The organism is Novosphingobium sp. (assembly GCF_036820275.1).
In the GTDB taxonomy this organism is placed as follows: Bacteria; Pseudomonadota; Alphaproteobacteria; order Sphingomonadales; family Sphingomonadaceae; genus Novosphingobium.
Genome location: NZ_DAISLT010000002.1, coordinates 157954 through 178352, shown reverse-complemented (window position 1 = coordinate 178352; position 20399 = coordinate 157954). Strand labels below are relative to the sequence as shown.

Sequence of the window (20399 nt, the reverse complement as noted above, 5' to 3'; positions counted from 1 at the left end):
GACCGTAAAGTCGATTTTGGGAAAGGATGCCGGGGGGCCGCTGCCTGTGAACATGCTGAGAATACGCGCGCACCAGCGCTACGCCGTCCGCCGGGAGACGCGCATCCTGCGCGGCACCCGCTGCGTCGGCACCGGTCTGCTGGTCGAGACTTCACAGGAAGGCTGCCGGATCGGCTGCGTCGTGCCTGTCGATCTCTTGTCCGATCCCATCGTCAACGGCGATGTGCTGGCGATCGCCCCGGAGGGCGCCGAGCCTTTCGAAGCGCTCGTGCGCTGGAGCGGCAACGGCACGCTGGGCTTTCGGCTGATCCAGCCCTTTCACCATCACGAGCTGGACCGGCTGATTCGCACTTGCCGGGGAGAATTCGACGCGCCAGAGGCACGCGACTACGGAACCTGAGGACCTTTTTCTCTCCATGCCAAATCGTACCCATCGGCGCTCGATTTCCGCGCCGATCTGGATCCTTCTCCCCCTCGTGCTCGTCGCGGGTCTCTATTACTGGCATGGCGCAAGGACCGGCGCCCCCGGCAGCGGCCTGTTCACCGCGCCGGATACCGAAAGCGCCCGCTTCGCCCGCTGCTCCGGCCCGGTGCGCAAGACCTGCGTCGTCGACGGCGACACCTTCTGGTATCGCGGCACCAAGATCCGCATCGCCGACATCAACACGCCGGAAACCAGCAAGCCGGAATGCAGCTATGAAGCCCGGCTCGGCGCCCAGGCGACCGAGCGGCTTATCGCCCTACTGAACGAGGGGCCGTTCTCGCTCCAGCCGGGCGGCGACGGCCGTGACCAGGACCGCTACGGCCGCGCCCTGCGCATCGTCACCCGCGAGGGCCGCAGCCTCGGCACGACCCTGGTGGACGAGGGCCTTGCCGAACAATGGAAAGGCCGCCGCGGCACCTGGTGCTGATACGAAAAAGGGCTCGGAAGCATCGCTCCCGAGCCCTTTTCATGATCGAAGGCCTGGAGTTACTCGGCAGCCTCGGTCGCGCCGAACATGTCCGGCTCGGTGCCTTCCACGATCAGCACTTCGTCGTTGGCCTTCACCTTGCGGCGCGAATCGAAGTTCGACCAGACGTCGTTCCAGTTGCCGCGCGTCGCGCCCTTCGAATATTCGGTGGCGCGCGTCTCGAAGAAGTTGGCATGCTCGACGCCGTTCAGCAGCGGCTGGAGCCACGGCAGCGGGTGATCCTCGATCAGGTAGATCGGGTTGAGGCCAAGCTGGTTCATGCGCCAGTCGGCGATGTAGCGGATGTACTTCTTGATGTCCTTGGCGGTCATGCCGGGGACCGGGCCCATCTCGAAGGCGAGGTCGATGAAGGCGTCTTCCAGGCGGACCGTGGTCTGGCACTGGTCGGCGATGTCGTCCTTCACCGCCTTGGTGAGGCAGCCGCGCTCCTGCACGAAGGCGTGGAACAGGCGGGTGATGCCCTCGCAGTGCAGCGATTCGTCGCGCACCGACCAAGAGACGATCTGGCCCATGCCCTTCATCTTGTTGAAGCGCGGGAAGTTCATCAGCATCGCGAAGCTGGCGAAGAGCTGCACGCCTTCGGTGAAGCCGCCGAACATGGCCAGGGTGCGCGCGATGTCCTCGTCATTGTCGACGCCGAACTTCTGGAGGTAATCGTGCTTGGCCTTGAGTTCCTCGTATTCAAGGAACATGCCGTATTCGCTCTCGGGCATGCCGATGGTGTCGAGCAGGTGCGAATAGGCGGCGATGTGCACCGTCTCCATGTTGGAGAAGGCGGCAAGCATCATCTTGATCTCGGTGGGCTTGAAAACGCGGGCGTACTTCTCGTGGTAGCAGTCCTGCACTTCCACGTCGGCCTGGGTGAAGAAGCGGAAGATCTGGGTGAGCAGGTTGCGCTCATGCTCCGAGATGTTCTGCGCCCAGTCGCGGCAATCCTCGCCCAGCGGCACTTCCTCGGGCAGCCAGTGAATCTGCTGCTGCGTCTTCCAGAAGTCGTAAGCCCAGGGATATTCGAAGGGCTTGTAGGTCTTGCGGGCTTCGAGAAGGGACATGGGCGGACAACTCCGGGGGTTCGATGACTATCTGATTCTAAGGACGCGCCGGGCGATTCGAAGGGCCGAAGCTCGGCCTTCCGCGCCATTCCCGGCACATGATTTCAGGGGCACGGGGCAAGCCGCGATGCCGATGCCCGCCACGATACCCAAATTTGATCGCTTTTGGAGCCGGTTGGGGAAAACTTCCCACAGCTTAGAAAAGCATATCTAGCGCCTGCCGCAATATAGGGACGCTAGGGATTGTAGGCCAGAGCCGGAAGGGGCGATTTCATGCGAATCGTGGAACAACGCCGGTTTGCAGGCTATTCCTGTTCTGTCCGGGCCGCATCTCGGCCCCAACCGGAGGACCCGCCATGTCGTCTTCGCCATCCCCCTTCGATCCCGTCCAGACATCCTGGCCCACCGAATCGGGGGTGATCCGCAAGGGCATGACGGTCATCGACGCGGACGGCTTCACGATCGGCACGGTCGATCATCTGGACGGGCAGGAAATCGTGCTGGAAGGTGAAGGCTCGCCATTCGTCGCGGTCTCGGAAGTCGACGGGGTAGACGGCGACAAGGTCCTGCTGTCCCCGCGCGGAGACGCCACTTTCGGGCTCGGCGCGGAGCCTTGAGCGACTTTTCGTGAGGCCCTTCCACGAGCCGGTTTCCCGCTGAGACCAATGCCGGAACGAAGCGCTGCGGCGCGCCGTTGAAAAGGCATCGACGCTTCAACGGGAGAGAACCTCATGTTCGAAAAGCTGCGCATCCGCCAGCACATGGAAGTCACCGACCATACCGGCCAGCATGTCGGCACGGTGGACGAGGTGAAGGACGACCAGATCAAGCTGACCCGTTCGGACAGTTCGGACGGTGCCCACCACTTCATCGCCTTCGACAATGTCGACCGCATCGAGGAAAACCGGGTCTACCTCAAGCAGGGCACGCCGATCCCGATGGGCAGCGGCGCGAACTGAACCGCTGTACAGGATGGGCGCCAGTCGCCGCCCGTCCCGATGGAACCCCGGCCTCCCGTCCCCGGACGGCCGGGGTTCTTTCCGTTTTCGGTGCCTTGCTCAATCCCCTGCCACGGTCATTCCGTCGACACGCAAGGTCGGCACGTTGATCGCGCGGTGCCATTCGAGGTCGCTGGCAGCGGTGAGGCCGGCGAACATCGCCAGGAGGTTGCCCGCCACGGTGAACTCGGCGATCGGTCCCGCGATCTCGCCGCCCACAATGCGGAAGCCCGAGGCGCCGCGGCTGTAGTCGCCGGTCACGCCGTTGACGCCGTGGCCGATCAGTTCGGTGATGTAGACACCGTCCGCGATGTCGGCGATCAGTTCGGCCGGGCTGGCAGTGCCGGGCTGGAGATGCAGGTTGCCCACCGAAACGCCGGGCGCACCGCCACCGCCGCGCGCCGCATGGCCGGTCGGCTCCAGGCCGAGCTGCCGGGCCGAGGCGCTGTCGAGCAGCCAGCCGGTCAGGCGGCCATCCTCGATCAAGTTGCGCGAACGGGTCGGCAGACCCTCGCCGTCGAAAGGACGCGAGCGCAGGCCGCGGAGGGTGTGCGGTTCTTCCACCAAAACGATCCCCGGCGCGAAAACCTGTTCGCCCAGCTTGTCCAGCAGGAAGCTGGACCGACGGGCGATGGCGCTGCCGGAAATGGCCCCGGTGAAGTGCCCGATCAGCGAGCCGCCGACGCGCGGATCGAAGACCACCGGCATCGCGCCGCTCGCCATGCGGCCCGGTTCGAGGCGGGCGACCGCGCGCTCTGCCGCCAGCGCACCAATCTCGGCAGGCGGCGGCAGGTCGGCGCGGTGATGCGCCGAGCGCCAGGCATAGTCGCGCTGCTTGGCCGCGCCTTCTCCGGCGACGATCGAGACGCTGAGCGAATGGCTGGTCGAACCATAAGCCCCGGCGAAACCGTGGCTGGTAGCAAGAGCGAAGACCCCGGTTCCGGCACTGGCGGTGGCGCCGTCCGAATTGCTGACGCGGGCCACGGCGCGCGCCGCATCCTCGGCCTCCAGCGCGGCGGCGCGCAGATCGTGCGGGCTGGGTTCGGAGGGGTCGAACTGGTCGAGTTCCGGCCAGGGTCCCCGGCTCAGAAATTCCTCGGGCGCGAGACCGGCATAAGCGTCTTCCGGCGCGGCGCCGGCCATGGCGATGGCGCGAGCCGCGAGTTCGTCCAGCGCCTGCGGGGAAAGATCGGAGGAGCCGATGCTGGCCGAACGCTTGCCGAGGAAGACCCGCAGCGAAATATGCTCGCTTTCGGAGCGTTCGACATCTTCGAGCTTGCCGAGCCGGACCTGAATGCCCTCGGACGAACTGGCGCCGAACACGGCATCGGCGGCATCGGCGCCGGCCTTGCGCGCGCGGTCGACGAGGTCCTGTGCGCGGTCGAGCGCTTCCTGCGGGCTGAGCATCTTTTCGGGTCTCCAATTCCCCGATGGGGTCGGGGGAGCGCAGCCCTAAACGCCGCGAGGGCGGAGCGCAAATCCCGCGTGAGAACCGGTCACTTCACCAGCAGCGAGAGTCCCTTGAACAGGCCGGTAATGGCGAACGGCAGGCCGATCGCCAGCAGCCAGAGCACGAGCCGGTCGCGGCGATAATAGGGCGCCATCGCGGGATCGTGGGCCTGGCTGTCGTCTAGCCGGTTCCAGCGCGCCTCGAAACGGCGGCAGGCCGGAATGATCGCGACGACCAGGATGACGAGCGCGAGATAGGGCAGCAACGACTCGCCATGAGTCTTGAGCGCGCCGACGGTGACGAAAATCTGCAAGGCGGTGTAGACCAGCAGGGCATAGGCGATGTTGTCGCTCATCCTGCGCCGCCAGTCGGCCTTCACCCAGTCTTTCAGGGAGCCGCCCTCTGGCGCCACCGGCTTGTCCGGCAGGCTGCCGGTTGAACTCCAGCTGCCCCCTGGATGTTCGGGCATCACGTCATGTTTGCCGGTCCTGTCCATCGCTGTTTCCCGTCTCTTTGCGACACCAATCTTTTTCGGGCCGGTTTTTTCCCGTACCCGAATTTGGCCCCGAATTCGGCGCCCGTACCTGGGAATGTTCCCCGGTCGCCGTCCCCGAAATCCAGTAGATCACTTGACGCCGAGGATTTCAAGTTCACCCCATGAACCCGCAAGATTGTTACCCGGTTCCTCGGGCGAACTGCGAAAGCGTCGCAAACGGGCCGGACCATGCAGGAAACCTGCCAATCGGCTCGATATCCGTCGAATGCCGACTTGCCGAGGCACCGACGGATGCTTAAACCGCTCTGAAGATGACCGGAACCACCGAACTTCCCGCACAGGCAGGCCCTTCCCAGGCAGGCCATCACGTGCCCACCGTCGCCGAAGCGGGTGGGCTCGAAGTGATCTCGATCGCCAAGAGCTACGACAAGCGGGCAGTCCTCACCGACATTTCGCTCTCGGTCGCCAAGGGCGAGGTTCTCGGCCTGCTCGGCCCCAACGGCGCGGGCAAGACCACCTGCTTCTATTCGATCATGGGCCTGGTGCGCCCGGACTCGGGCCGCATCCTGATGGACGGCGTCGACGTGACGCGCCTGCCCATGTACCGCCGCGCGATCCTCGGCCTTGGCTACCTGCCGCAGGAAACCTCGATCTTCCGCGGGTTGACGGTGGAACAGAACATCGGCGCCGTGCTCGAACTCAACGAGCCGGACAAGCATGTGCGCGCCAGCGAACTGGAGCGCCTGCTCGAAGAATTCGGCCTTACCCGCTTGCGCTCCAGCCCGGCCATGGCCCTCTCCGGCGGTGAGCGCCGCCGCTGCGAGATCGCCCGCGCCTTGGCCGCGAAGCCTTCGATCATGCTGCTGGACGAACCTTTCGCCGGTATCGACCCGCTCTCGATCTCCGACATCCGCGACCTCGTGAAGGACCTCAAGACGCGCGGCATCGGCGTGCTCATCACCGACCACAACGTGCGCGAAACGCTCGACATCGTGGACCGTGCCTGCATCATCTACGGCGGCCAGGTGCTCTTTGCGGGCAGCCCGGAGGCCCTCGTCGCCGACGAGAACGTGCGCCGGCTCTACCTCGGCGAAGGCTTCACACTGTGACCCTCGCGGCAGGCTTACGCCTGTCGAAAGGCTCCTGTCCGCAGGCCTGCTAGTCCGTGGCGCTCGGACCTCGCCTGGATCTCAGGCAAAGTCAGTCACTGGTCATGACGCCGCAGCTCCAGCAGGCGATCAAGCTGCTGGCGCTGTCCAACCTAGAGATCGAGGCTTTCATCGGCGAGTCGCTGGAAGCCAACCCGCTGCTCGACGTGGGCGGCGAACCCGCGCCACCGTCGCCCGAAGCGAGCGAAGCTCCGGAAGAGATCCGCCGTACCACGCTTGAAGATTCGCCGGTGGACCGGTTGATCGGCGAAGGGCGCGGCGAGGACGACCGACCGCTCGATATCGACACCACCGCGCTCGATCGCGACCGCGACACCGGCGAATGGTCCGCCGAGCTGCGATCCGGTTCCGGCGAGAACCTTCCCGGCATCGACGAACGCGGCAGCGGCGAAAGCTCGCTCGCGGCCCATCTGGAAGCGCAAGTCGGCGCCGCCACCGCCGACCCGCTGATCGCCGCCATCGCCCGTCACATCATCGGCCAGCTCGACGAAGCGGGCTACCTGCCGATCACCCTTGTCGAAGTGGCCCAGAGCCTCGGCATCGAGCGCGCCGAGGCCGAAGCCGCCCTCGCGGTGGTGCAGACGCTCGATCCCACCGGCGTCGGCGCCCGCACCTTGTCCGAATGCCTCGCCCTCCAGGCCCGCGAGGCCGACCGCCATGACCCCTGCATGGCCCGCCTGATCGAGAACCTCGACCTGCTGGCACGCGGCGATCTTGCCCGGCTCAAGCGCATCTGCGGCGTGGACGACGAAGACTTCGCCGACATGCTGGCCGAACTGCGCGGCTACGATCCCAAGCCCGGCCTGCGCTTCGGCGGCGAACCCAGCGCGGCGGTGACACCCGACATCCTCATCACCGCCCGCAGTGATGACGGCGACGGCGGCGGCTGGAACGTGGCGATAAACCAGGCCAGCCTGCCCCGCCTGATCGTCAACCGCAGCTACTATGTCGAACTCAAGGGCAATTGCACCGACAAGGGCTCTCGCGCCTGGCTTTCCGACAAGCTGGCCGATGCCAACTGGCTGATCAAGGCGCTGGACCAGCGGCAGAAGACCATCCTCAAGGTCGCCAGCGAACTGGTGAAGCAACAGGAAGCGTTCTTCCGCCAGGGCATCTCGCAGCTTCGCCCGCTAACCCTGCGCACCGTGGCCGAGGCCATCGGCATGCACGAATCGACCGTGAGCCGGGTGACGTCCAACAAGTACCTGAACTGCCCGCGCGGCACCTACGAGCTGAAGTTCTTCTTCACTTCGGGCGTCGCGGCGGCCAGCGGCGAAGGGGCTTCGGCCGAAGCGGTGAAGGCGGCGATCCGCCAACTCATCGATGCCGAAGACCCCAAGGCGATCCTCTCCGACGATACCCTGGTGGACCTGCTCAAGGGCAAGGGCTTCGAACTCGCCCGCCGCACGGTGGCGAAGTATCGCGAAGCCATCGGCCTTGGCAGTTCGGTGCAGCGCCGCAGACAGAAAGCCATCGCCGCCGTTCGCTGAACGAAAAACTAAACAAGGTGATAGTCACCTAGCTTGGTTAAATACTTGTCCTGTTTAGTATAATTTCGTTTGAATCGTACAGGTTCATGATAATCTTCTTTCCATGAAGTGCACCGGACTTGCGACGAACCGCAAGCCAGCGTCGCAAGAACGCGGTGCACCCATGGGAAAGGATTGCCGATGTCCTACGCCGATCGACATTCCAACAATCATCAGAAGGCCTTTACCGGCGGCATAGTGGCCTTGATCCAGGGTGGGCTGGTGCTCGCGCTCGTCAACGGTTTTGCCGTCACGATGTTCAAGAGCGACCCGCCCAAAAGCACCGAAGCCACGCAGATCAAGCTCGAACCCATTCCCCTGCCACCGCCGCCCGAGCCCAAGGCCCAGCCCGATCAACCGGTGGACCAGCCGCTCTTGACCGCGCCCGCACCGCGCATTCCGATCCCGGTGAACGATCCGGTCCAGGTCGCCACGACGGTGCCCACTGCCACCCCGACCGCTTTCGAGACCGAAAGGGTTGCAGTCGCCCTGCCCACGCCGACCGAAACGCCGGCCCGGTTCCAGCCCAAGGGCGCCCTTCCGCGCAACGCGGCTTCCGGCTGGGTGACGACGCAGGACTATCCCACCGCAGATTTGCGCGCCGAACACCAGGGCAGCGTTCGTTTCCGGCTCGACATCGATGCGAACGGCCGCGTCGGCCAGTGCAGCATCGTCGCGTCGAGCGGCTATACCGGCCTCGACGAGGCCACCTGCAAATACGTCAGCAGGCGTGCCCGGTTCGAACCGGCCACCAATGCCGACGGCCAGCCGGTCGCCGGCAATTACCTGGGGACGATCCGCTGGATCATCCCGCGGGACTGACCTTCAAACCCCCGGAGGTCGCCCGCCCGGAGCGGCACACTTCCGCACTTGCGTGCCGCTCCGGCTGATCGCTTCGCCCTCTCCCAGAGGGGGATGGGCCTGCTCCGTACCCCCGTGAGCAGGCCCATTTACGCGGGAATGCCTAGCCCGCCTTCGGACTTGCTTCACTCTGTCGCCTTAGCCCCGGACAGGACTGCCCTCGTCCGCCGGGAACCGCCGCGATGATTCCGAAGTGCTTCCATTTCATCTGGGTCGGCGACGAAACCCGCCGCCCCGACAATTGCATCCGGACCTGGCAGGAAGCCCATCCCGATTGGGAGCTGCGCCTCTGGGGCAATGCCGAACTCGAAGGACGTAACTGGATCAACGCCCGCCATATGGCCGAAATGGCTCCGCGCGAGCTCAACGGCGTGGCCGACCTGATGCGCTGGGAAATCCTGCTCGAACACGGCGGACTGGTCTTCGACGCCGATTCCGTCTGCCTCCGCCCGCTCGAAGACGACTTGCTCGATTGCGAGGCCTTCGCCTGCTGGGAAAGCGAGATCGCCCGGCCGGGCCTGATCGCCGCGGGCTACTTCGGCTGCGCGGCGGGCAACGCTTTCGTAAAGCAGATCGTCGAGGACATTGCCGCCAGCCCTTCGGTGATCGGCGATATGGCCTGGAAAACCGTGGGGCCGCAGCGCCTGACCGACTGCTACCGCAAGTTCGCTTACACGCCGCTGCGAATCTACCCCAGCCACATGTTCATCCCGCGCCATTTCACCGGCGTCACCTACGAAGGCCGCGATCCGGTCTATGCGCACCAGCTCTGGGGCTCGACGCTGCACAGCTACGAGAACATGCACAAGGCCGATGTGAGCGAGATCGCCGTCCCACCACCTCCGCCGCCACCTTCGCCGCCCACCCCCGAACCGCCCGCAAGCTCACCGCTCGAACGTATCCATGCACCCTATTTCCTCCAGCGCGTGCCGGTGGGATCGGAACTCGCCTCGCTGGACCGGATGGAAGTCTTCGCCAGCCTGCTGTCCGGCCAGCGGGTGCTCCATGTCGGCTGTGCGGACTGGCCGATCACCGATCCCCGCACGTCGCTCCATGTTCGCCTCGAAGCGCATTGCGCCCGGCTCGACGGCCTGGATCCCCACGGCGAGGCGCTCGAACAGCTGCGACCATTCGTGAAAGGACAGCTTTTCACCGACTTCGCGCAAGTGACCGACCGCTACGACGTGGTGCTTGTCCCCGAAGTCATGGAGCACGTCCCCGACGTTTCCGACTTCCTCGGTCAGATCGAAGCCGTGGACGCCGGCCTCTTCCTCATTTCCGTGCCCGACGCCTTCCAGTGCCGCGCCCGCCACTTCGACTACGTACCGGAAACCGAGACCTTCCTCGAGGGCGTCCATCCCGACCACAACGTCTGGTACACGCCCTATACTTTCGCCAACACCTTGCGGAAATACAGCGGTCTCGAACTGCAACGCATGTGGTTCTTCAACCGCATTTCGCTGCTCGCGCTGCTGAGTAAGCCGTCTGCGGCCTTGGCGGCTTGAAGGGCAGAAAGAGAAAAGCAGGGGAGCTTAGCCCCCCTGCACCCCCAAGACGGTCTACCCTGCGCGCGCAGCAACGGGGTGCGCTCCTTGCGGGAAACGACCTTTATAGCCTGCGGCGCTTTACGCGCGGTTCAGCATTCTTCCGCCGGTTAGGCCGGGGGTGGAGTGCCCGATGAAAGCGCAAACCAGGAGAAGAACGCCTCTCCTTCACAAACATCAGGCGTAAGGCGGCTTGTGCAGGCCCTTGAGGCTGGTCGTGAAGATCTCGCAGCCGGTCTCGGTAATGCCGATCGAGTGCTCGAACTGCGCGGAAAGCGACTTGTCGCGCGTTACCGCCGTCCAGCCGTCGGCCAGCAGCTTCACCGGCGGCTTGCCGAGGTTGATCATCGGCTCAATGGTCATGAACATGCCGGGCTTCAGCAGTGGACCAGTGCCGGGGCGACCGGCATGCACCACTTCGGGCGCATCATGGAACAGACGGCCCAGGCCGTGGCCGCAGAATTCGCGGACGACGCCGTAGCGGAACGATTCGGCATAGGCCTGGATCGCCGCGCCGATGTCGCCCACGCGGTTGCCGGGCTTGGCCTGCTCGATGCCGATCATCAGGCATTCGTAGGTCACGTCGACCAGACGGCGCGCCTTCAGCGAAACGTCACCGGCCAGGTACATGCGGCTGGTGTCGCCGTGCCAGCCGTCCAGCAGCGGGGTCACGTCGATATTGACGATATCGCCGTCCTTGATCGTCTTTTCCGACGGAATGCCGTGGCAGACGACATGGTTGATCGAGATGCAGCATGAATGCGCATAGCCCCGGTAGCCGAGCGTCGCAGGCACCGCGCCGCCGTCCAGCGTCAGTTCCCGCACCTTGTCGTCGATCGCCGCCGTGGTCACGCCGGGCTGCACCATCGGGGCGATCTCGTCGAGGATCATGGCGGCGAGGCGTCCGGCCTTGCGCATGCCCTCGAAGCCCTCGGGGCCGTGCAGCTTGATGGTGCCGTCGCGCAGGACGGTTTCGCTTCCGGGTTCGACGATCTGGTATTCGGTCATGATGCCTACATAACGACTGTGCGCGCAAATTGCGAGATCATGCCTGACCTCGCGCGCATCCTCCTACTTCGCGACCGAGAAACTCGCCCGGTACTGCGGCTTCAGCGCCGCCATGACCGCGCCGGTCACCGGCACCGTCACCTCGTAGCTGCCCTCGGCATAAGGCCCGGCATTGTAGGGCGGGACCAGCAGGCCGATGCGATCGAACGTCTGGCGATTGGTCGAGCCGAGAATCACCACCTGCTCGACCGGATCGATGCATTCGGAGAACATCTCGTCGCTCTTGTCGATCGGGCCGCCGCGCTTCTTTACCCGCTCCTTGTCGAGCGCTGCGCAGAACGAGGTGCGAATCGCCTTGGACAGGGCTTCCTTGCTGGTGAAGAGATCGATCGGTTTGCGCGCCGCTTCGGCATGGCGATCCCACAGCAGGGCGTCGAACGTGGTCATGCCGTGCGCGCCCCCGGAATAGGTATAGATCTCCGAGGAAAGCGAGAGCCAGCCCGGCAGATTGGTGACGACCTTCCATTCCTCGCCGTAACTGTAAGCGTGATAGGGGAAGTCGTTCTGCTTCGACTCCGCCTGTCCTTCCTTCGCACTGCTGACGAGGTCCGCCCGCGATGTCTCAAGCTGCTTGTCGAGATTGGCTTTCAGCCCCGGAATAGCGCCCGCGGCATCGGGATAGGCGTAGCTGAACTCGTAAGTGTCGTTCTCCGCCTTTTCCGCTCGTCCGCCGCCCACAGGGACTTCGCTGGCTTCCGGCGCAGGCTCGGTCGCGGCTTCGCTCGCGGTCTCCACCGCGCCCGCAGCGGTTTCCGAAGCGGCGGGAGCGGGCTTCTCGCCCTTGCAGCCGCTTACCAGCAGGGCCGCCGCTGTTACAGCCGTTGCAATGGAGGCAAGATACCAGGCACCAGATCGCATCATTTTCCCTCTCGGCTCATGCTCGCAGCAAGGCTAGAGAATGGAACCATGACCGACAAGAACGCATTGATTCAGCCCGATCGCGGCCAGAAGGCCGTCGCCATCCACCTCGTCGCAAAAGATGGGCTGGAACAGTTCATCAAGGGCCTGTCGGTTCCCCAGCGTGCCGCGCTCGAAGCGCAGAAGTTCACCGGCAGCGCGGGCAGTCACGCGATCCTGCCCGATGGCGACGGCTGGTTCGTCGCCGCGGGCGTGGCCGATCCCGCCGCGCTTTCGACCTGGTGCCTTGCCAAGCTGGCCGACGTGCTCCCCGCCGGCACCTACCGCCGCGCGAACGGAGAGCCCGGAAAGGCCGCGCTCGGCTGGATCGTCGGTCAGTACAGCTTCGACCGCTATCTTTCCGAGCCTTCCGAGGAAGGCCCGCGCATTCTCCTCACCGGCGAAGTCAAGGCGATCAACGCCGTGATCGCCGAGGCCGAGGCGATCGAACTCGTGCGCGATCTCGTCAACACCCCGGCCGAGGACATGGGACCGGGCCAGCTCGAATCCGAAGCGGAATCGCTGGCCAAGGCCTTCCGCGCCGACGTGAAGATCACCCGCGGTGAGATGCTTGAGCGCGAATATCCGATGGTCCATGCCGTCGGTCGCGCCGCCGGTCGCGCCCATGCGCCGCGCCTGATCGAACTGGAATGGGGCGATCCGAAACATCCGAAAATCGCCGTCGTCGGCAAGGGCGTCTGCTTCGATTCGGGCGGTCTGGACATCAAGCCCGCCGCGGGCATGTTGCTGATGAAGAAGGACATGGGCGGCGCCGCCCATGCGCTGGGCCTCGCCCGCCTGATCATGGGCGCGAAGCTGCCGGTGCGGCTCCATCTCGTGATCCCGGCGGTGGAGAATGCGATCTCGGGCAATTCCTTCCGCCCCGGCGACGTGCTGCGCAGCCGCGCGGGAATCACCGTGGAAATCGGCAATACCGACGCCGAAGGCCGCCTGATCCTCGGCGACGCGCTGACCCGAGCGGGCGAAAAGGAGCCGGAACTCCTGATCGACTTCGCCACCCTCACCGGCGCCGCCCGCGTCGCGGTCGGTCCGGACCTGCCCGCGCTGTTCACCCGCGAGGACAGGACCGCGCAGGACATCCTCGACGCCGGTCTCGCGGTGGACGACCCCTGCTGGCGCCTGCCGCTCTACGACGGCTACCGCGAGTACCTGAAATCGGACATTGCCGACATCAACAATGCCGGTTCCAGCGGCTTTGCCGGGGCGAGCACGGCGGCGCTGTTCATGGACCGCTTCGTGCCGAAGGGCCTGGACTGGGCCCACTTCGACACGTTCGCCTGGCGCCCCGCCGCCAAGCCCGGCCGTCCCAAGGGCGGCGACGCGCTCGGCCTGCGCGCGGCATGGCTGATGTTGCAACGGCGCTACACCGGCGAACACGGCTGAACTTGCGTCTTTGCCATGCCCCCGCTAAGCGCGCGCATCTTTGCATTTGGAGAAGCACCCGCGTTGGCCACTGAGGATTCCTATACCCGCCCTCCCCGGATCGATGGGCTTCTGGCCATGACCGGACCGAGCGTGACCGCGGATCCCGGATGCCTTCCCGTGCGCGGCGATCTGGCGCATATCAAGCTGGCGGGGCTCTACTTCGTGCCGCACTATGCGGTGCCGATGCCCCGCAAGCTGCTGCCGGGCGCGATCCTGCGCGTGATGAGCCGCGCCGACGCCGAAGCGATTCGCGAGCTTCCGGCAGGCGAGACGTTCAACGTGCTCGACATCGCTGGCAACTGGGCTTGGGGCCAGCTCGGCGAGGACGGCCAGGTCGGCTATGTCGCGCTCGACACTCTGGAGGCACAGGACTGATGACGAAGACGGTCTTCATCGACGGCGCCGCCGGCACCACCGGCCTGGAAATCGCCGAACGGCTCGCGGGCCGCGCCGAGTTCGAACTGATCGTCCTCGATGATGCCCGCCGCAAGGACGACGCTGCCCGCGCCGAAGCGCTGAATGCCGCGGACTTCGTGATCCTCTGCCTGCCCGACGATGCCGCCAAGGCCGCCGTCGGCATGATCCGCAACCAGACGACCCGCGTGATCGACGCCTCCTCGGCGCACCGCGTGGCGCCGGACTGGACTTACGGCTTCCCCGAAGTCGTCGGCCGCGAGGCCGTGGCCGCCGCGCGCTTCGTCTCCAACCCCGGCTGCTACCCGACTGGCTTCATCGCCCTCGTCGCGCCGCTGGTGAAGGCGGGCCTGCTGCCGGCCGACTGGCCTTACGTCTGCCACGCCGTCTCCGGCTATTCGGGCGGCGGCAAGGCCTTGATCGCGCACTTCGAGGAAGACCGCGACATCGCCTTCCGCGCCTACGGCCTGGCGCTCGGCCACAAGCACGTGCCCGAGATGACCGCGCATGTCGGCCTGACCCATGCGCCGATCTTCGCCCCGGCCGTGGTCCCCGCGCACCGCGGCATGCTGGTGGAGGTGCCGCTGCACCTCTCGATGATGCCCAAGGCGGGCGATCCGGCCGCGCTGCGTGCCGCGCTGGCCGATTTCTACGCGGACAGCGAGATCGTCACGGTCGTCGACGACCAGCCCGGCGAACTGCTGCTGCGCGCCTCGATGGCGCCGGTCGATACGCTGACCCTGCGGGTGCTCGGCGCGACGGACGGCTCGCAGGCGCGCATGGTCGCCATGCTCGACAACCTGGGCAAGGGCGCCAGCGGCGCGGCCGTGCAGAACCTCAACCTGATGGCCGGGCTTCCCGAGACCGCCGGGCTGAGGCTCTGATCCACGGGCTGTCACCGGCCCGACATATCATTCGCGCAAAAAAGGCGCCGGAAGCCCATGCGGTTTCCGGCGCCTTTTTGCATCGACCCTCGTGCCGCGCCCCTCATGCTGCGAACGCCCTCAAAGAGGCAGGTCACATGCCTCTGCACAATTTTAAGGCAGGCCCTGCCTGAATGTTGATCAGATAATGTCGCCAAGGAGGCATCGGATGCACGACTCCGTGCATTTCGCAGGCCGAAACCTGCGTTTCCGGTCTTTTCGCGGCTGGCCACTTGGCCTACGAGGGGGCCAACCGCACTGGCACGATTCTTGATAGGAATCGCGCGCGAGGCATCCGGTTCCCGGACCGGAATTGTCTTCGGAAAAAATCCGGGACCATGCAGGGGTCAACACTGGCGTGAAAAAGATCGAAGCTATCATCAAGCCGTTCAAGCTGGACGAAGTGAAGGAAGCACTGCACGAAGTTGGCGTCTCGGGCATCACCGTCACCGAAGCGAAGGGTTTCGGCCGCCAGAAGGGCCATACCGAACTCTATCGCGGCGCCGAATACGTGGTGGACTTCCTGCCCAAGGTGAAGCTCGAAGTGGTCGTTCCCGACGCTCTGGCCGAACGCGTGGTCGAAGCCATTGCCGACGCCGCCCAGACCGGCCGCATCGGTGACGGCAAGATCTTCGTCGTGCCCATCGAAACCGCCGTGCGCATCCGCACCGGCGAGCGGGACGACGACGCCCTGTAAGATCCGCCCCCGGCCCGCGCCGGAAACGATTTTCCCGGCTTCGGCCGGATCGGGAGGGACCGGCGGGACCGGGAACGCCCGAAGACAATGAACATCAAAGTCTCTTTCGGGATCGGAAGAGCATCACTGGAGACTACTCTAATGGCGAGTGCAAAGGACGTCCTCAAGCGCATCAAGGACGAAGAGATCGAGTGGGTTGACCTGCGTTTCACCGACCCGAAGGGCAAGTGGCAGCACCTCACCATGGTCGCTTCGATCCTCGGCGAGGACGAGCTGGAAGACGGCCTGATGTTCGACGGTTCGTCGATCGAGGGCTGGAAGGCCATCAACGAGTCGGACATGATCCTCAAGCCGGACCTCGACGCCGTCTACGTCGATCCGTTCTCGGCCACCCCGATGCTCATCCTGTTCTGCGACATCGTGGAACCCTCGACCGGCGATCTCTACGCCCGCGACCCGCGCTCGACCGCGAAGCGCGCCGAGGCCTTCGTCAAGTCGGCCGGTTTCGGCGACACCGTCTACGTCGGCCCCGAAGCCGAATTCTTCATGTTCGACGACGTGAAGTTCTATGACGGCTACGAAGGCAACGGCTTCAAGCTCGACGACATCGAACTGCCGGGCAACTCGGACAAGGACTACGACACGGGCAACCTCGCCCACCGTCCGCGCGCCAAGGGCGGCTACTTCCCGGTCGCTCCGGTCGACTCGGCCGTCGACATCCGCGGCGAGATGGTCACCACCATGCTCGAAATGGGCCTGCCCTGCGACAAGCACCACCACGAAGTGGCGGCTGCCCAGCACGAACTCGGCCTGACCTTCGGCACGCTGGTCACCACGGCCGACCGCATGCAGATCTACAAGTACGTCGTGCACATGGTCGCGCAGGCCTATGGCAAGACCGCCACGTTCATGCCGAAGCCGATCATGAAGGACAACGGCTCGGGCATGCACACCCACATCTCGATCTGGGACAAGGGCAACCCGCTGTTCGCCGGTAACGGCTATGCCGGTCTGTCGGACATGTGCCTGTACTTCATCGGCGGCGTCATCAAGCATGCCAAGGCCCTGAACGCCTTCACCAACCCGACCACCAACAGCTACAAGCGCCTGGTGCCGGGCTACGAAGCCCCGGTTCTGCTGGCCTACTCGGCCCGCAACCGCTCGGCCTCGTGCCGCATCCCCTACGGTGCGGGCGACAAGGCAAAGCGCGTGGAATTCCGCTTCCCCGACGCGATGGCCAATCCCTACCTCTGCTACGCCTCGCTGCTCATGGCCGGCCTCGACGGGATCAAGAACAAGATCCACCCGGGCGAAGCCATGGACAAGAACCTCTACGATCTGCCGCCGGCCGAACTCGCCGAAGTGCCGACCGTCTGCGGTTCGCTGCGTGAAGCGCTCGACGCGCTCCAGGCCGACCATGCCTTCCTTCTCGAAGGCGGCGTGTTCACCGTGGACCAGATCGAATCCTACCTCGAACTGAAGTGGCCGGAAGTGCTGCGCTGGGAAACCACGCCGTCGGCCGTCGAGTTCGACATGTACTACAGCGCCTGATCGCGCTTCCTTCCTTTCGGGGAAGGAGCCTCAGTTCGCCGAGTGGGGCGCCCGGAGCAATCCGGGCGCCCTTTTCGTTGGCTAACCTGCTCTTCTTGCGCGACGTCCCGCTGCGACGCCTGGCGACAAATTGCGCGGGAACGGCTATCGTCCCGCCGCGTTGCGCCCCTCGAAGGAGAAGCGGCGATGCCGAAAACGTGGACATTTCTCGCCGGGATGACCGGCCTGACCCTGATCGCCCCGCTGGTGATCGGCATCGCGGCGGCCGAGCAATCCGGCGCGCAACAATCCGAGCAGGCCAAAGCGCAGAACCGCGTCACCGCCGCGCGCGAGCAGCGCCAGCAGGAACAGGCCCGCGAAAACGCAGCCGTAACCACATTCAAGGATTCGGGCGGTCGCGAATTCCGCGTGCCCACCAGCGACCGCGTGCATGTGCTCACCCGTGAGCAGGACATTGCCTGGAACCCACCCGCTGCCGCTCCGACCTTCTCCGGCTGCCCTGCCGCGATCTCCGGGACATATCCCGGCTGCGTGCTGCCGCCGCGCACCCGTCCGCCGGAAAAGGCCTGGCATGATCCCGGCTGGTTCTCCCCCACCTGGGCCGACGACACTCAGGCCCGCTTCGAGGGCGGCTACCTGCTGCGCCTCGGCGCGGCGAACGCCCCTGCTGCCGACGGGACCGAAAGCGGCAACGGCGTGGTCGGCTACGTGCCGCTGCTCGGCGGCGGCCTCGCGGTCGGGCAGCCTTGGCCCGGCAGCTACAAGCCGGTTCCTCTGCCAGCCTACGTCACCCGCTACTACGGCCTCGGCGGCGAGGGCGCCTGGCGCTATTACGACAGGACGATCTACCGGATGAAGCCCGATGGCAGCGCGATCTCCGGGGTCGCGGCAATCCTGCTCGGCGCCCCGATCCGGATCGGCCAGACAATGCCGCAGGGCCATGACGTCTACAACCTCCCCGCCGCCTGGCGCGACCAGTACCGCGACGGACCGGAAGCGCTCTATCGCTACAGCGACGGCTACATCTACCAGCTCGACCCCGCTTCCCGCCGCGTGCGGGCGGCCATCGAACTACTCTCCTGAAAGGGCCAGGAAGGACACATGCGCAAGGACCATCTCGCTCTCACGCTTCTGGGTGCCCTCGCCCTCTCGCTTGCCGCCTGTTCGGGCAAGGACAGTTCCGGGGGGCAGACCGCAACCGCCACCCCTGCCGCGTCCGAGACCCTGCCCCAGGCGCTCGACAATGCGGCGCAGCTCCAGACCGTCGCCGAAGCGCTCAAGGAAACCGGCATCGAGGGGGTGTTCCGGGAGAACGCCAGCTACACGCTGATCGCGCCCGAAGACGACGCTTTCGCGAAACTCGGCGATCCGGCGAAGCAACTGACCGAGGCGGACGACCACGCCGCCCTGGCCGCGCTCATCAAGGATCACATGCTGACCGGCTATATGACGCCGCAGGACATCGCCGCCGCCGTCAAGGCCAGCAAGGACGGCAAAGTCGCGATCCCGACGCTGGGCGGCGGCACGCTGACCTTCACGGCCTCGGGCGGCACCGTGAACGTGGCGGCGGAAGACGGCACCCAGGCCAGTTTCGACGGCGATCCGGTGATCGGCGGTGCCAGCATCGCCATCCCGGTAACCGGAGTGCTCAAAAAGCTGTGATTTTCGCGGCCTGATCGTCCCATGACGACGTTTTTCACGCCATGCCCCGCTGACAAGCTCCGTCCGCTGCCCTAGCGTCCGACACAGGCAACGGGGAATAGAATGATGAATTTCGGACGTGGAGCCCGGCTCCGCGCGGTTTTACTCGCAGGTCTGGCCATGGCCGCCGCGCCGGATACCGCCATGGCGCGCAAGGATATCGGCGAAGCGGTCGCTGCCGCGCTTCCGAAGGCGCAGAGCTACATGACCACCGACAATTGCGAAGGCGCGCTCGGTCAGGTTTCGCCGATCGTCGCCGACAAGGGCTTCGCTACGCTGGACGACCGCGTGCGCGTGCCCTTCCTGATGATCGCCACCTTGTGCGAGGCGCGCGGCAACCGGATTGACCCAGCCCTTGCCCATGCCCGCGCCATGACCGCGATCACCGGTGCGCCCGGCGTCGCCTGGAGCCTGCGCTTCGGCCTGGAACTCGACGGCGGTCGGCCCGCCGATGCCGTTGCCACGCTCGAAGCCATGCAGAAGACCCTGCCGGACGGGATCGATGCCATCCAGACCGACTGGCTGATGGCGCTCGGCCGCAAGTTCGCGGGCGATCAGGCCAACCCGGCCTACCGGCGCTTTCTGGCGCTGCTCACCGCGTCCCCCCGTGCCCAGGATGACGTCCGTTTCGAAGGAATCCGCCTTTCCTATGCGCGGCTGCTGCTCGCCTCCGGAGACAGGACGGAAGCCACCGCGCAGATCGGCGCCCTTCACAGCGCGGACCTGCTGCGAAGCGTCAGCCTCGACGCCAATCTGCGCGAGACCCTTCCCGCCGCCTTCGACTTGCGCGCGGCCTATCAGCGGGAAATCGGCGAACTCGAACGCCGCAGCCTGACCCGCCCCGGCCTGCTCGATCTGCCGATCCGGATCGCCGCCGCGCAGCGGGCGATCGGCGAGCCGGAGAAGGCACACGCCACGCTCGAAGCCGCGCGCCCCTACGGCGTGTTGGAAAAGCAGTTCTCCGACCGCGAGAGCAAGCTCAACTGGTGGTGGGACGGCCTTGCCCGCACCTACGAGCAACTCGGCCGTTACGAGGATGCCGTCGCCGCCTACCGCCAGGCCATCGCCTATGGCGAGAACGGCAGCGGGAACATCAGCCAGACCGTGAACCTCGCCTATCTGCAGAGCCGCTTCGGCCACCACGACGCGGCGCTGGAAACGCTCGCCCCGCTCGGCGCGGAGATCGACAAGGCGGCAAGCCCCTACGGAACGATGGAGTACCGCCTGGCCCACGGCTGCGCAGCGCAGGGCGCGGGCAAGCTCGACCTCGCACAGGCCGATCTCGCTTATGCGGAAGCCCATGCCGGGGATCATCCCGAGGCCGTCACCGACCTGCAGATCTGCATGGACCGGCTCGATGCCGCCGCCGCCACGATGATCGCGCGCCTCGCCGATCCCGAACGCCGGATCGGCGCCCTCGCACAATTGAGCGACTATGCGCCCCCGCCCGCAAACCTGCCTCCCGTGCCGTTCGCGGCGGGTCTGGCGGCCCTGAAGCAGCGCCCCGACGTGCAGGCCGCCATCGCCCGCGCGGGGGGAACGCGTAAGTTCGACGTTTACGCCTCGGGTCTATAGGCACCCTTGCACCCGCCCCCTTGCACCGGGTCATAGGCGCGACCATAAGTCGCGCCT

At 65.8% G+C, this 20399-nt stretch carries 21 protein-coding genes; 16 read left to right on the top strand and 5 right to left on the bottom strand.

Features of this window, described 5'->3' with window-relative positions; translation table 11 throughout:
* Positions 1-52: 52 nt before the first annotated feature.
* Both V7066_RS02185 and V7066_RS02180 read left to right on the top strand, forming a co-directional pair.
* The gene (locus V7066_RS02185) at positions 53-400 is read left to right on the top strand and encodes a hypothetical protein (protein ID WP_334181610.1); all 348 of its coding nucleotides are present in this window, start codon (positions 53-55) and stop codon (positions 398-400) included.
* 16 nt (positions 401-416) lie between these two features.
* The gene (locus tag V7066_RS02180; protein WP_334181609.1) at positions 417-911 is read left to right on the top strand and encodes a thermonuclease family protein; all 495 of its coding nucleotides are present in this window, start codon (positions 417-419) and stop codon (positions 909-911) included.
* Positions 912-970: 59 nt separating this feature from the next.
* Here V7066_RS02180 and V7066_RS02175 read toward each other — a convergent pair whose 3' ends face one another.
* Complete coding sequence (locus tag V7066_RS02175) at positions 971-2023, bottom strand: ribonucleotide-diphosphate reductase subunit beta (RefSeq protein WP_334181608.1); 1053 nt, start codon at positions 2021-2023, stop codon at positions 971-973.
* 356 nt (positions 2024-2379) lie between these two features.
* Here V7066_RS02175 and V7066_RS02170 point away from each other — a divergent pair, with 356 nt between their 5' ends.
* A complete protein-coding gene (locus V7066_RS02170; protein WP_334181607.1) occupies positions 2380-2640 on the top strand; it encodes a DUF2171 domain-containing protein in 261 nt (86 codons plus the stop codon).
* Between the two features lie 114 nt (positions 2641-2754).
* Positions 2755-2982, top strand: a complete 228-nt coding sequence (locus V7066_RS02165; RefSeq protein WP_334181606.1) for a DUF2171 domain-containing protein — start codon at positions 2755-2757, stop codon at positions 2980-2982.
* Between the two features lie 99 nt (positions 2983-3081).
* Here the strand turns inward: V7066_RS02165 and V7066_RS02160 are convergent, their stop codons facing one another.
* Positions 3082-4428 (bottom strand): TldD/PmbA family protein, encoded by a 1347-nt coding sequence (locus V7066_RS02160; RefSeq protein WP_334181605.1) that lies wholly within the window; start codon positions 4426-4428, stop codon positions 3082-3084.
* 89 nt (positions 4429-4517) lie between these two features.
* Positions 4518-4967, bottom strand: a complete 450-nt coding sequence (locus V7066_RS02155; protein ID WP_334181604.1) for a hypothetical protein — start codon at positions 4965-4967, stop codon at positions 4518-4520.
* 311 nt (positions 4968-5278) lie between these two features.
* On the opposite strand from V7066_RS02155, the gene lptB reads away from it, so the two are divergent.
* From lptB to V7066_RS02135, 4 genes are all read left to right on the top strand, one after another.
* Positions 5279-6076, top strand: coding sequence for an LPS export ABC transporter ATP-binding protein (gene lptB, locus V7066_RS02150; protein WP_334181603.1), 798 nt, complete (start codon positions 5279-5281; stop codon positions 6074-6076).
* Positions 6077-6132: 56 nt separating this feature from the next.
* Positions 6133-7626 carry an RNA polymerase factor sigma-54 gene (gene rpoN, locus V7066_RS02145; RefSeq protein WP_334181602.1) on the top strand — a complete coding sequence of 498 codons (1494 nt, stop codon included), beginning with the start codon at positions 6133-6135 and terminating at the stop codon, positions 7624-7626.
* Between the two features lie 180 nt (positions 7627-7806).
* Positions 7807-8487, top strand: a complete 681-nt coding sequence (locus V7066_RS02140) for an energy transducer TonB (protein WP_334181601.1) — start codon at positions 7807-7809, stop codon at positions 8485-8487.
* Between the two features lie 221 nt (positions 8488-8708).
* On the top strand, positions 8709-10031 hold the full coding sequence (locus tag V7066_RS02135; RefSeq protein ID WP_334181600.1) for a glycosyltransferase: 1323 nt from the start codon (positions 8709-8711) through the stop codon (positions 10029-10031).
* Positions 10032-10247: 216 nt separating this feature from the next.
* Here V7066_RS02135 and map read toward each other — a convergent pair whose 3' ends face one another.
* Together map and V7066_RS02125 are read right to left on the bottom strand one after the other, a co-directional pair.
* The gene (map, locus tag V7066_RS02130; protein ID WP_086492333.1) at positions 10248-11078 is read right to left on the bottom strand and encodes a type I methionyl aminopeptidase; all 831 of its coding nucleotides are present in this window, start codon (positions 11076-11078) and stop codon (positions 10248-10250) included.
* 63 nt (positions 11079-11141) lie between these two features.
* Positions 11142-11999, bottom strand: a complete 858-nt coding sequence (locus V7066_RS02125) for a DUF4163 domain-containing protein (RefSeq protein WP_334181599.1) — start codon at positions 11997-11999, stop codon at positions 11142-11144.
* A 45-nt stretch (positions 12000-12044) separates the two neighbouring features.
* Here V7066_RS02125 and V7066_RS02120 point away from each other — a divergent pair, with 45 nt between their 5' ends.
* From V7066_RS02120 to V7066_RS02085, 8 genes are all read left to right on the top strand, one after another.
* A complete protein-coding gene (locus V7066_RS02120; protein ID WP_334181598.1) occupies positions 12045-13439 on the top strand; it encodes a leucyl aminopeptidase family protein in 1395 nt (464 codons plus the stop codon).
* Between the two features lie 117 nt (positions 13440-13556).
* Positions 13557-13856, top strand: a complete 300-nt coding sequence (locus V7066_RS02115; RefSeq protein ID WP_334181715.1) for an SH3 domain-containing protein — start codon at positions 13557-13559, stop codon at positions 13854-13856.
* On the top strand, positions 13856-14779 hold the full coding sequence (argC, locus tag V7066_RS02110; RefSeq protein ID WP_334181597.1) for an N-acetyl-gamma-glutamyl-phosphate reductase: 924 nt from the start codon (positions 13856-13858) through the stop codon (positions 14777-14779). The genes V7066_RS02115 and argC overlap by 1 nt, the downstream gene beginning before the upstream one ends.
* Before the next feature lie 397 nt (positions 14780-15176).
* Complete coding sequence (locus tag V7066_RS02105) at positions 15177-15515, top strand: P-II family nitrogen regulator (protein WP_021233466.1); 339 nt, start codon at positions 15177-15179, stop codon at positions 15513-15515.
* A gap of 141 nt (positions 15516-15656) precedes the next feature.
* On the top strand, positions 15657-17066 hold the full coding sequence (gene glnA, locus V7066_RS02100) for a type I glutamate--ammonia ligase (RefSeq protein WP_334181596.1): 1410 nt from the start codon (positions 15657-15659) through the stop codon (positions 17064-17066).
* Positions 17067-17252: 186 nt separating this feature from the next.
* The gene (locus V7066_RS02095) at positions 17253-18149 is read left to right on the top strand and encodes a hypothetical protein (protein ID WP_334181595.1); all 897 of its coding nucleotides are present in this window, start codon (positions 17253-17255) and stop codon (positions 18147-18149) included.
* 18 nt (positions 18150-18167) lie between these two features.
* On the top strand, positions 18168-18728 hold the full coding sequence (locus tag V7066_RS02090; RefSeq protein WP_334181594.1) for a fasciclin domain-containing protein: 561 nt from the start codon (positions 18168-18170) through the stop codon (positions 18726-18728).
* Between the two features lie 105 nt (positions 18729-18833).
* Positions 18834-20342 (top strand): hypothetical protein, encoded by a 1509-nt coding sequence (locus tag V7066_RS02085; RefSeq protein WP_334181593.1) that lies wholly within the window; start codon positions 18834-18836, stop codon positions 20340-20342.
* The last annotated feature ends 57 nt before the right edge of the window (positions 20343-20399 follow it).